Origin of the sequence: Acinetobacter sp. YH12039, assembly GCF_013420015.1 — a bacterium.
In the GTDB taxonomy this organism is placed as follows: Bacteria; Pseudomonadota; Gammaproteobacteria; order Pseudomonadales; family Moraxellaceae; genus Acinetobacter; species Acinetobacter amyesii.
The window spans coordinates 20053-30797 of the sequence record NZ_VOZA01000037.1; the positions used below are offsets into that span (position 1 = coordinate 20053).

Genomic DNA, 10745 nt, shown 5'->3' on the forward strand with positions numbered 1-10745 from the left:
CGGGATGCTCTGATTCTGAGTTCTTGATACACAGGGGAGCCTGTAATCAGGGAAAAACAGGTGAAAAAATTTAGATTCCTGTAGTTCGCTCGTAGACACTCGCTAAATGCTCTCATTTGCGATTTAAGAGTTTTTTCTTAACTCAACTATAAATCTACTGTGGTTTAGCAAAACATCGCTAAAAACCCTATTTTTTTGCGTTTAAACAGCATTCACCAAGGTCGGTAATCGTTTTTATTTTCATTTTCTGGTTTTTTAGGCTCATTTTTTTGCTGTTTTTCCAATTCTTGCCGTCTTAGAAATGCCAAATGTTCTCGTTCGCGTCTATCTTGTTCATAGCGTTGTTCTCTTTGCTCTCGTTCTTTACGTAATTGCTCTCTAAATTCACTTTCTCTGCGATCATTTTCAATTTTTCGTTGGCGATCCACTTCCGCTTGGCGTACTTGCTGCATTCTTTCTTGTTCAATTTTGAGATCATCTGCCCGTTTTTCGACAAGGATAGGTTTCATATCATCATTAAAATCATGCAGGGTATCGAAAGAGTGAACGTACTCTCGTTTTAGCTTTTGCCAGAAAGTGGGTTTTATCGTTGGTCGTTCAATCCCATTATTTTGCAGTATCTCTGAGCATTGGCCTAAGCGTTTGACGACATTCTCAATATCGTATTCTTTAGCAAGTTGTTCGACCTCGGTTGCGTATTCTCTCCAGTTCTCATTTTTTGCCTGTTCTACTGATTTTTCAGTCGCATAAAAATCAGGTTTTTTTATATCTCTGTAAGTATGATGGTAAGAGTCATAAAACAAATTATCGTTACGTAGGTAAAAATCGCTTTTGTTTTCTGCTAACCATCGTTTTGTCTTGGTGAGATTTGATTCAATCTGTTTTTGATTATTAGCAGCATTGCTTTGAATGGTGTAAAACTGACTAGCAAATTCTGCATAAATATCCTGGCAACGAATGAAGTCATCATATGCGTTGTCAATCTGTTGAACCTGTTGTTCTTGCAGGCGTTCTTCTTCTAGGTTGAGATGTTCTAATTCTGCTAAAAGCTCTTTTTCTTCTGCTTCGGTTAACTGAAGTTCGTTCTCTAGTTGGGTAATCTGATCTTCTAATCGACTTGGAACAATAATTTCTTGATCAAGGCCCTTGATGATCTGTTGGTATTCTCGTGCAGCATCTAAATTTTTGGCTTTGATGGCTTCATTTTCAAGTGCAATTCTTGGTAGCACAATTTCAGTGTTACGTTCGTCAAGCGGTCTTTTTTGTTCCTCATCATATTGTCTGCGAAGTGCTGTAGCTTCATGCCCTTCATGATGGGTGGGTTCAAGAAAGTCTAAGCCCTGATCCTTGTAACTCCGGTGGTCGATGCGTTCATCTAGTCCAGCATTTTCCAATACTGTGTTTACAACATTGGCAAAAGTTGCTCGGCTGTCCTTCAGGATCTCGGGACCATGGTCGTTGAAGATTCTTTGTTTCTTTCCTAATTCGCCTTTTTCATTGATGAGTCTGGTCGTGAACATGATGTGTACGTGATAGTTTTTATTATTGGTTTCATCGTTATGTTCATGTGGTGCATGGATGCAGGCATCGACAATAACATTGTGCTTGTTCACAAAGTCTCGGCAAAAGTCATCAACGATTTTTATGCGTTCTGCATCTGTTAATTCATGTGGTAAAGCACAGATATATTCTTTGGCGAGTCGTGCATTGGCTTTCATTGAGCCATTGGCATTGAATTCTTTTTTTTCTACTGTATTCCAAAGTGTTTGACGGTCTAAAAGTTTTGTATTGGTATGTTCTGGTGCATAAATATTTTTGTATGCAAGTCCCTTTTTTTTAGTGTAGTCCTGAGTCTTTCCAAAAGTCAGATCCTCTAATTTTTCACAGGCACGATAAGCAGCACAAGCAACGGCTGAACGTCCGTCACTTCGTGAGATGTTGCTTTCATTCAAATGAAAAATTGCCACTTTAAAAACCTAAATTTCTGCATACCGTGGTTTTGATTTTTGCAACTTTGAAAAAGTTGCTGACCATGCTAAAGCGAGGTCATGGGGTACAGGGGTTTCCCCTGTCGCAACGTCCACTTTTGAATGAAATGATAAAAGTGGGTAAGTGCGCCCTTCGTTTCACTCCGGGAAAACTTCGCTTCGCTACGTTTGATATTGCTCGCTTTGTTTTTTGACTCTATGATGATGTTTGATTATTGATCATCACGGTTTAATACTATGTCAGATATTCAAGAAAAGAAAGATGCAGTTTTAAAGAAACTCACCAAAGCACAGCAGAAAAAATTATCCCTGCAAGAGCAAATTGAGTATTTAAAAAAAGAACAAGAGCAGATCTTAGAACAGGCAAAACAGAAACAGAATGAGCTTAAACTCAAACAGCAAAAACTTTTAAGCGAAGCAAAAGCCCAAGAACGGAAAAATGAAACTAGACGGAAAATTTTGCTTGGCGCTTGGGTTTTGAATAAATTTAAGAATGATGAATCTTTTAAACATCAATGGGCTGATTTTGAGCAGTTTTTAAGTGCGGAAAGTAAGACAGAAGAAAATAGACAGAAAGATAAAGAGCTTTTTAATGATCTTTTTAAGGGATAAGTTCTAAATTTCATATAAGAGATTTTATGTTAAATATGGAAGCAAGTCTTAATCATAAGTAACGTCATGGACTACAAACTTATTATTCTTTCAATATCTATTATCTTTGGATTCTTCTCAGCTGGGGCATGGTTTTATTCAAGCCAGGTTAAAGTCACTAGAGAAAAAGCTGTAAAGATAGCCAAGAAAAAAGCTCAAAAGAAAAATGAACAACCTAATTTATCAGGAGTTTCTTTTGATGGATGGGATGTGAGAGAAACTTTAAAAGCCCAATCAAAATGGAATAGTTTAGGTGCTTTTTTCGCAAGTATCTCTATGTTTTTTCAAGCTTTGATTTCTATTTTTTATTAACATATATGAGAAATCTTCTGTTAAATTAATTCTGACTTGAATTAATTATTTCATCGGCTATTTCTAAGGCTTTAGTTAAAAGATCATAGATATTCTTATAGTTCTGATAATTTCCTTGTTCATGTATGCTTAGTAAACCTCCTATTTTCACATCCTGTAGAATAGAAGAGAGTAAGGCGTAAAAAGTGACGACTTGAGGAGCTACTTTAGGTGATAACTGTCCAATTTTATCTAAATTATTAGAATACACTGGGAATACATTTTCTTGAATATCGAGCGAAAGTGTTGTCCTATAACCTCTATTTTTTTCAAGGTATAAAACTATATTTTGAATATCTTCTACATACTTTCTTTGTTCAATTAGTTTTTTTAAAGCTTTAATCTCAGCAATAATAGCTAACTGAATTGATAATTGTTGAGACCTATTATCCTTATATTTAAAAAACAACTGAATAAAAAAATTAATGATAACAGTTACTAAAGCAACCATTAAAGCATCAGATACTTTCATCATCTTAAGTATTATCTATCGCATTTCTTAAAATTATTAATGATTCTTCTCTATAGTCTTCTGGAATCATTGTGATTTCATTTTTCATTAATCTATCAGCATATTTCTTTTGCAGTTCATTTAAATCAAGCCCATCCTCCTTTAAAATTTTTAGTACTGCGCATAATGTAGCATCTTCAATAACAAACCCACCCATGTTTTATCTCCTTTTAAAATAAGATAGGAATTTCTATTTTTTTAATTCTTCTATCATAGCATTACGAAGAATTTCATTCATTCGTGTTTGATAACCTTTCCCTTGTGCTTTGAACCAAGCAAGAACATCAGCATCTAACCGAATAGAAGTTTGTTGCTTCACTGGGCGATAGAATTGATTATGGCGTACAGCATTACTCCAATCAGTAATTTCAGGAATATCTGATAGATCTAGCTGATCATCACGAACCGTCCCTTTAGCAAGCAAGCGTTGAATTTCAGCATCTTGCTTGTCGCTGAATTTTTCATTCAGTTCTTTGCGTGAGTATCTAACCATGCTCATATTTATCTCGCTCCGCTTTAGTTACCTGTCTTGCACTAATAATTCTTATGATTTCACAGTCATCTTCATCAAAGATAGTGTGAGCTACCAAGAGCATTAGTACGCCTTTTACTTTCCCAATGGTCTGCCAACGTTCTTCACCATCGGTATGTCTGTCTTGGATTGAGATCCTTAATGGATCATCGAAAACAAGGCTTGCTGTTTCGAAAGAGACATCGTGCTTTTTCTGATTCTTTCGATTCTTTGCCTCATCCCATTCGAAATACTGTTCCATAAAAAACATTCAAATTTGTATATACAATAATGTATCACAACATTGTATCACTCAAGCTGAAAAGCGTAATTTTTAGTCAAAATGATTGGCAAAATATTTCAAAACTGCTCATAAAAAAGCCGACTTGTTTTCCAAGTCAGCTTTTCGACATCGTCGAGCATTACCACTATAACACAAGTATATGATTTTTATATATTTAAAATATTCGTTTCGGATGACGCCCATTATGATAAATGGCTCAAAATTTACATTTTAAACTGCGAATAAGAAGTTTATCTTAGATGTGATAAACAACTTTTTGGATGAAAATTAGTTAATGAGTTACACCTTAATATTTATAACAATATTTGCCTCCTTATTATCAGGAATTTTGGGCTCTATCCTTTCTCTTATTTACATGAATAGGATGGAGAAGAGGAAATTAAAAATTGATCTTACTAGGCAATTATTAGGACATAGGTTTTCTATTCAAGGTGAACAGTTTTCTAGTGCTATGAACCAAGTAATTGCAATTTTTCACGATGAACCAAGGGTTCTTAAAAGGTTAGAAAAATTACATTCTTGTCTTAAGGATCCAATGAAAAGAAATGTTCATGATGCCTTTATTGATTTTTTGCAAGAGTGTTGCATTGCTTCAAAAATTTATAATCAAGAATTAGAGCGAAGTCTGTATATAGAAACATTCAATGCTAAAGATTAAGGTAAATTTTTTTGAGGGATAGAAGCATGAAGTGCTAATGTAAATTGTTAATTAAACTAAAATTAACATAATGCACGTTATACGAATTCCCAAGGCATGGCTTTTAGTCATGCTTTTTTTATCAAAAGAGTATAGCTGAATGATAGCGATCCAAATCGCATACAATATCTATCATTAGGCTTAATTCAGTAATTAAATGATAGTGTTATCATTGATCTAATAGAATTAAGATTAAATGATAGAAATGAATACACGTATTTATCTACGAGCTTCAACTAAAGATCAAGATGCAGAAAGGGCTTTGCAAATTCTTCAGGATCTAAACCAAAACTTGAATTTGGGTAAAACCATTGTGTACGTGGAAAACTATAGTGGTACGAAGTTAGACCGACCTGAATTGAATAAGCTACTGTCAGAAGCAAATCAGGGTGACACCTTGTTGGTTGAAAGTATTGACCGATTATCACGCCTAACCCAACAGGATTTTCAAGAGCTGAAGCGCAGGATTCAGGAGAAAGGACTTCGATTAATTGTGGCAGATCTTCCTACGACCTACCAAATGATTCAAACCAGTGACAGCATTACTCATTCAATCTTGGAACTCATCAACAATATGTTGATTGATCTCCTGGCAACAATGGCACGCCTAGACAATGAGAAACGTATAGAACGTATTAAGCAGGGCCTGGAACGTTCGGGTTACAAGCCAACAGGTAAGAAAGCCAATGAGGCTAAGCACAAACGAATAAAAGAATTGCTAGCATCTGGCAATATGACTAAGGAAGAAATTGCCAAAGCAGTGAATTGTGGAGTTGCAACTGTTTATCGAGTTGCTAAAGTCATTTAAAAAGGCTTGTATCAGTGCTTCCCTTATGTCATATCTATTTACAAAGGAGCAAGGCATTCTTAAAGATCAAAAGACGGAATTAATGATGAAAAAGCATTTGATTTTCCTTGTTTTTATAGTGATGGTTTTTATTTTAGCTCTGGTTGTAAAGATTGATAATGATCATAAAAAAGGGCAAGCATTAAAGAAATTGGAACTAGTTGAAAAGCAAATCCCTTAGGTAAAAATTGACTTATACTTATTTAAATAACGCTAATAACTAAGCCCCAAAAACTAGACCCAATGCTATACATGCTTAGTTTTTTATATTTCAAAAGAGTATTTTAGCAAATATCATAAAAGATCGGTCTATTCTCAAGCCGGTTTTCTATATCGCAGAGCATCATGGCTTTATCATAGATATATGAATATTAAGATAAATAAAAAGCCCTATAGTCTCTCCCGTTACTATAAGGCTTATAAAACGCTGTAATTTTTTTCTTAATTACCTACTTTTCGATGTAGGTTATGAATATATTTTACCTATTGGTAAAAATAAAGATATAAGACAAAAGATGAATACGTTAGGAGTTCCGCGTAAAAACTACTAATTTCGTATAACCACCATTATGTTAAATGAATCTTTTAATAAGGACTAAATTTATAGCCAAAATGATTTAGACATACCTTAATTCCATTAAGTGAATAGTCCATACATCCGTTATGAATACACTTATTTTCTGAAAAGCCTTCATGAGCTAAAATAACTAAGAATTGTTTAATACTGTTTATTCGGTTTTGGCTTAATACTTGGCTCATATCTGGAATTTTAATTCCAAAAATTGGGCCTGTTGGTGTTTCTGGATAACATTCAAAATACCAAGCTTGCTGACACTCGCTACAAACATAATAAAACTCACCATAATCAAATTCTGGTTTAGCTTCCTCACATGGAGGATCTTCAATGAAGTAGTGAGGAAACTTATACTTCATATTGTAGTTATGACTGAAAACATCTGAAAAACTAGTAGGACATATAAAAAAATTATCTACAGATTGGCATTCACACATATTTTTTGTTCTTTAAAGTTTAGCTAAAATTAACATAATACACGTTATACGAAGTCAAAAAATGGGAGCTAAGCTCCCATTTTTAATGCATTTTTTTAAATAAGACTAGGATGTGCATCTAAAATTCGAATCAATGTTGCTGCTGGTCCTGTTGGATAGCGTCGGCCTTGTTCCCAGTTTTGCAGAGTACGATGGCTAATGTGGAGACGTGCTGCAAATTCGCTTTGACTTAAACCAGTTTTTTCTCGCACTTCCTTAATATCTGGTAATTCAAGTTCGGTCGTTCGACTAGCTTGGATCTCTTTGCGCTTGATTGCTCCTGCTTCTTTAATCGAAGCAACTAAGTCATCAAATAAGTTGTTATCCATGAAATTGCTCCTTCACGAGTTGGCGCAGAATGGCGGTTTCTTTATCCGTTAGATTATCTTTTACAGATTTTGGATAAGCCACCAAGAAAAAGATTTGATCATCCTCATTTACCCAATAGTAAATTACTCTGATACCGCCACTTTTGCCTTTATTCCCTTGAGCACAACGTACTTTTCGAATGCCACCGCCATTCTTGATTAAGTCACCTTTATCTGGCTGAACCAATAGATCTTGTTGAAGTTGACGATATTCCTCATCAGATACAAGGTCTTTGATTTGCTTGGTAAAGATACTGGTTTCAATGAATAACATAGATTCTGTGTACGTCAATGGCGTACAAGTATTCTAGCAGTTTCCACATTAAAAAACGAGAGCTGCTGCTCTCTCGTTTCGTATAACAGCCATTATGTTAAAGGGGAGGTATATTTGAATTAAATATGCCTATAAAGTTAATAGCTATCAATCATTGTTTGCTGAATAAGCCTTTAAAAGTAGGTTTATTCACCTAAGTTATTGTAAATAAAAAGATGTTCGTATTTTCAGTATTCTAACAATAGACTATAGTTGATTCTTTTAAACTAGGAATTACCATGAACCGATTTAAGACCTCTTTTTTAGTTATTTCTTTGGGTCTTACTTTAACTGCCTGCGGCGGCGGCAGTGATGGTGCATCGAGCTCTACAGGGAATGGTGCATCGAGCTCTACAGGGAATGGTGCATCGAGCTCTACAGGGAATGGTACATCGAGCTCTACAGGGAACAGCGGCACCACACCAGATACTTCTACTGGTTCAGTATTGGAAAAATTGAATCCATCACAATCCTACAATATTATTTTTGACTACCCTAATTCTTCTGGTGCATCAAGACTTGATTCTGTAAAACAAAATGCCGATGGTATTATCACCGAATTTGGTGATTACAAAATTACAGGAGATATTGTTGCGAAAGAAATTGCTGGAAATAAAAACTTTACGATTGCTCGTGTAACCAAAGGAATTTTTAATTATGAAAAAGATGGGGAAATAAAATCAACAGATATTTCCAAATATAGCAATGCTTCTTATTTTTATTTTGCATTTACCCCAATCATTACTAAGCGTATTTCTGCCCAAACCAAACAAATTAACTGTACTGATGTTAATGCTACTCAAGCAAAAGTGACCAATAGTGGCCAATTTGAAAAATTTATTTCTCCATCCATTCATAATGGAAGTATTACCTTAAATCCTAACGGCAATATCGACGTTAAATTTACTGCAAAAAATGGCAGTGATGAAACTACCTTTGCTTCATCAATGAGATGGGTTGATTCATTCAATAACTATAGCAGCTATAACTTATTGGGTATCGTAGGACAACAAGGTGAATCAAATCAGATCGGTACATTTAACATAGCTGATAATGGACCAAATAGCCTAGTACTTGGTGCAATTTACCGTATGACTTTGAGCAATAATGGTAACTATCAAGGTGCTGTTTCTATGGTATGTAATTATTAATATAGCTTGATTGAAGTGTCATGCGCCTTAATCTTTATGTATTTTTTTAAATTTAAGACCTAGGCAGTGCCTAGGTTTTTTTATTTCGTATAATCGCCATTATGTTAAATAACTTTTAGAAGCTTTAGTACAAGCTTGACAGATTGTCTTATCATTATAAAATAACCTTATTCAAATCATCCTCCCAAGAGTAACGCCAATGAAGTAAGTCATTTTCTCATCATTATTTTTAAACTTTTGATGTGCAAAATAGATTCTACTTGTGGCTATATATTCTTGGTCTCTACTTTATATCCTAAATAATATATTGTTTTTTATAAGTTAATCTTCACTATTTTGCATATCCTCTACATGAGGAATTTTTTATGCAACATGCATGTATTGCTTCAAACTTAAATTTAGAATTTTCTACACAGAAAATGTTTGATCAGCTAAACATTACGCTTTTATCAGGACAGGTTTCTGCATTAATTGGACGTAATGGTTTAGGTAAATCCCTATTGTTCAGAATATTAGATCAAAGCCAAGCTTTAGATATTCATTATAGTGGTCAAGTTTCATGGAATATCCAACATGATTATTTGGCACAATTAGAACGCCTTAATGCTGAAAATATTGCACAAGCATTAGAGGTAGATCATTTACATCATGCTTTTCGGCGTATAGAGAACAATACAGCTAGTTTTGATGATTATGAGTTAGTTGAAAATACCTGGGATTTACCACAAAAATGGCAAAATATACTTGAAAATGCTGACTTACCTACGGATTTGAACTTTCCAACAGAAAAACTGAGTGAAGGACAAAAAACAAAGCTGGCTTTATGTCGTTTGTTTTTAAAAAAGGATCACTATCTACTTTTAGATGAACCAAGCAACCATTTAGACTCAACATCTAGACAATGGTTAATTGAGAGTATTTTGGCACACCCTAGTGGTGTATGCCTGATTAGTCATGATCGCCAATTACTCAATCAAGTCCAACATATTTATGCTTTAACTGAATTAGGCTTACAACACTACAAAGGTAATTATGAGCATTACATTCAACAGCATCAGCTACACATGGATGCATTAACTCAGTCTATTAATAATGAGAAAAAAGAATTAAAGCAGTTAAAACAACGGCAACATGATAGCTTAATGAAAGCGAATAAACGTCAATCTAAAGGCAATGAACTTCGTGATTCTAATTCTCAAGCAAAGATTTTTCTAGATTTCAAAAAGGAAAATGCTGGACAAAGCTTAGGTAAGCTACGTGCCCAACAAACTCGACAAACTGATGATTTGAAAAATAGTCTGATTAATAGGCAGACCATTGTAGAAAAAATCAAAGCTCAGAAGTTTGAATTCCACTTACAGAGTACGAAGCAAGGAGAGATTTTAAGAATTCATGATTTAAAGCTACCCCATACAGCAACAAATAAAATTAATTTTGCATTGAAAGCTGGCGAAAAAATCCATCTTAAAGGTGCTAATGGAATTGGTAAATCAACCTTATTGAAATTGATTTCTACCCATCAACGTGATGATATTTTCTTTAGTGGAACATGTTTGTATTTAGATCAAAACTTTAGTTTATTAAATAATGATTTATCCGTAATCGAAAACCTTGCACTTTATAACTCCAATCTTACTGAAGTTGAGTGGAGAAATTTGTTAGGTCAGTTACGTATTCGTCGTGAAAAAGCTTTATTAAAACTATCAGAACTGAGTGGTGGTGAAAAATTGAAAGTCGCATTATTAGCAATGAGTCACTATCCTGATGGTATTGATTTATTATTGCTTGATGAACCAGAAAATCATTTAGATATTGAGTCTAGAGAGCTTCTATCGCAGGCTATTAGCCAATATCAGGGCGCTGTAATTTTAGTTTCACATGATCATTTTTTTGTTGAACAGTGTGAAATATCTGAAGAGTATTTAATTGAGTAAAATGACATTTTCAAATATATAGATTTATTAGTTCTACTAAAATTAACATAATACACGTTATACGAAATG

The 10745-nt window shown here is 34.3% G+C and carries 15 protein-coding genes; 7 read left to right on the forward strand and 8 right to left on the reverse strand.

Annotated elements, in window-relative coordinates; translation table 11 throughout:
• Positions 1-212: 212 nt before the first annotated feature.
• Entirely contained in the window at positions 213-1967 is a 1755-nt protein-coding gene (mobQ, locus tag FTT98_RS13395; protein WP_373685139.1) for a MobQ family relaxase, read from the reverse strand.
• Between the two features lie 258 nt (positions 1968-2225).
• On the opposite strand from mobQ, the gene FTT98_RS13400 reads away from it, so the two are divergent.
• A complete protein-coding gene (locus FTT98_RS13400) occupies positions 2226-2600 on the forward strand; it encodes a hypothetical protein (protein WP_086322809.1) in 375 nt (124 codons plus the stop codon).
• Between the two features lie 66 nt (positions 2601-2666).
• On the forward strand, positions 2667-2951 hold the full coding sequence (locus tag FTT98_RS13405; RefSeq protein WP_180001824.1) for a hypothetical protein: 285 nt from the start codon (positions 2667-2669) through the stop codon (positions 2949-2951).
• A gap of 25 nt (positions 2952-2976) precedes the next feature.
• On the opposite strand, the gene FTT98_RS13410 is transcribed toward FTT98_RS13405, so the two are convergent.
• Genes FTT98_RS13410 through FTT98_RS13425 form a run of 4 tightly spaced genes read right to left on the reverse strand, consistent with a single transcriptional unit; the run spans position 2977 to position 4274 of the window.
• Complete coding sequence (locus tag FTT98_RS13410) at positions 2977-3465, reverse strand: hypothetical protein (RefSeq protein ID WP_180001825.1); 489 nt, start codon at positions 3463-3465, stop codon at positions 2977-2979.
• 1 nt (position 3466) lies between these two features.
• Positions 3467-3658, reverse strand: a complete 192-nt coding sequence (locus FTT98_RS13415) for a hypothetical protein (RefSeq protein WP_180001826.1) — start codon at positions 3656-3658, stop codon at positions 3467-3469.
• Between the two features lie 33 nt (positions 3659-3691).
• Entirely contained in the window at positions 3692-4000 is a 309-nt protein-coding gene (locus tag FTT98_RS13420; protein WP_180058738.1) for a BrnA antitoxin family protein, read from the reverse strand.
• Positions 3987-4274: a BrnT family toxin gene (locus FTT98_RS13425; RefSeq protein WP_034707141.1), complete on the reverse strand. Its 288-nt coding sequence runs from the start codon at positions 4272-4274 to the stop codon at positions 3987-3989. Before FTT98_RS13425 ends, FTT98_RS13420 begins: the two co-directional genes overlap by 14 nt.
• Before the next feature lie 316 nt (positions 4275-4590).
• On the opposite strand from FTT98_RS13425, the gene FTT98_RS13430 reads away from it, so the two are divergent.
• From FTT98_RS13430 to FTT98_RS13440, 3 genes are all read left to right on the forward strand, one after another.
• The gene (locus tag FTT98_RS13430; protein ID WP_147395704.1) at positions 4591-4974 is read left to right on the forward strand and encodes a hypothetical protein; all 384 of its coding nucleotides are present in this window, start codon (positions 4591-4593) and stop codon (positions 4972-4974) included.
• A gap of 235 nt (positions 4975-5209) precedes the next feature.
• Positions 5210-5821: a recombinase family protein gene (locus FTT98_RS13435; protein WP_180009631.1), complete on the forward strand. Its 612-nt coding sequence runs from the start codon at positions 5210-5212 to the stop codon at positions 5819-5821.
• Positions 5822-5846: 25 nt separating this feature from the next.
• Positions 5847-6041 (forward strand): hypothetical protein, encoded by a 195-nt coding sequence (locus tag FTT98_RS13440; protein ID WP_180009630.1) that lies wholly within the window; start codon positions 5847-5849, stop codon positions 6039-6041.
• Between the two features lie 404 nt (positions 6042-6445).
• Here FTT98_RS13440 and FTT98_RS13445 read toward each other — a convergent pair whose 3' ends face one another.
• The 3 genes from FTT98_RS13445 to FTT98_RS13455 all read right to left on the reverse strand — a co-directional run bounded on the left by FTT98_RS13445 (position 6446) and on the right by FTT98_RS13455 (position 7552).
• A complete protein-coding gene (locus tag FTT98_RS13445; RefSeq protein ID WP_179995828.1) occupies positions 6446-6871 on the reverse strand; it encodes a hypothetical protein in 426 nt (141 codons plus the stop codon).
• 95 nt (positions 6872-6966) lie between these two features.
• The gene (gene nadS / locus FTT98_RS13450) at positions 6967-7239 is read right to left on the reverse strand and encodes a NadS family protein (protein WP_004676016.1); all 273 of its coding nucleotides are present in this window, start codon (positions 7237-7239) and stop codon (positions 6967-6969) included.
• Positions 7232-7552 carry a type II toxin-antitoxin system RelE/ParE family toxin gene (locus FTT98_RS13455; protein ID WP_002126330.1) on the reverse strand — a complete coding sequence of 107 codons (321 nt, stop codon included), beginning with the start codon at positions 7550-7552 and terminating at the stop codon, positions 7232-7234. Before FTT98_RS13455 ends, nadS begins: the two co-directional genes overlap by 8 nt.
• Positions 7553-7830: 278 nt before the next feature.
• Here FTT98_RS13455 and FTT98_RS13460 point away from each other — a divergent pair, with 278 nt between their 5' ends.
• Together FTT98_RS13460 and FTT98_RS13465 are read left to right on the forward strand one after the other, a co-directional pair.
• The gene (locus FTT98_RS13460) at positions 7831-8742 is read left to right on the forward strand and encodes a hypothetical protein (RefSeq protein ID WP_180009601.1); all 912 of its coding nucleotides are present in this window, start codon (positions 7831-7833) and stop codon (positions 8740-8742) included.
• Between the two features lie 365 nt (positions 8743-9107).
• Positions 9108-10676, forward strand: a complete 1569-nt coding sequence (locus tag FTT98_RS13465) for an ATP-binding cassette domain-containing protein (protein ID WP_159124549.1) — start codon at positions 9108-9110, stop codon at positions 10674-10676.
• Positions 10677-10745 lie beyond the last annotated feature (69 nt).

Bases quoted from the DNA above. Each gene is read 5' to 3' on its own strand.
- FTT98_RS13420 (WP_180058738.1), bottom strand. From the start codon at position 4,000: ATGAGCATGGTTAGATACTCACGCAAAGAACTGAATGAAAAATTCAGC.
- FTT98_RS13415 (WP_180001826.1), bottom strand. From the start codon at position 3,658: ATGGGTGGGTTTGTTATTGAAGATGCTACATTATGCGCAGTACTAAAA.
- nadS (WP_004676016.1), bottom strand. From the start codon at position 7,239: ATGGATAACAACTTATTTGATGACTTAGTTGCTTCGATTAAAGAAGCA.
- FTT98_RS13410 (WP_180001825.1), bottom strand. From the start codon at position 3,465: ATGATGAAAGTATCTGATGCTTTAATGGTTGCTTTAGTAACTGTTATC.
- FTT98_RS13400 (WP_086322809.1), top strand. From the start codon at position 2,226: ATGTCAGATATTCAAGAAAAGAAAGATGCAGTTTTAAAGAAACTCACC.
- FTT98_RS13440 (WP_180009630.1), top strand. From the start codon at position 5,847: ATGTCATATCTATTTACAAAGGAGCAAGGCATTCTTAAAGATCAAAAG.
- FTT98_RS13405 (WP_180001824.1), top strand. From the start codon at position 2,667: ATGGACTACAAACTTATTATTCTTTCAATATCTATTATCTTTGGATTC.
- FTT98_RS13435 (WP_180009631.1), top strand. From the start codon at position 5,210: ATGATAGAAATGAATACACGTATTTATCTACGAGCTTCAACTAAAGAT.
- FTT98_RS13430 (WP_147395704.1), top strand. From the start codon at position 4,591: ATGAGTTACACCTTAATATTTATAACAATATTTGCCTCCTTATTATCA.
- FTT98_RS13455 (WP_002126330.1), bottom strand. From the start codon at position 7,552: ATGTTATTCATTGAAACCAGTATCTTTACCAAGCAAATCAAAGACCTT.
- FTT98_RS13445 (WP_179995828.1), bottom strand. From the start codon at position 6,871: ATGTGTGAATGCCAATCTGTAGATAATTTTTTTATATGTCCTACTAGT.
- FTT98_RS13425 (WP_034707141.1), bottom strand. From the start codon at position 4,274: ATGGAACAGTATTTCGAATGGGATGAGGCAAAGAATCGAAAGAATCAG.
- FTT98_RS13465 (WP_159124549.1), top strand. From the start codon at position 9,108: ATGCAACATGCATGTATTGCTTCAAACTTAAATTTAGAATTTTCTACA.
- FTT98_RS13460 (WP_180009601.1), top strand. From the start codon at position 7,831: ATGAACCGATTTAAGACCTCTTTTTTAGTTATTTCTTTGGGTCTTACT.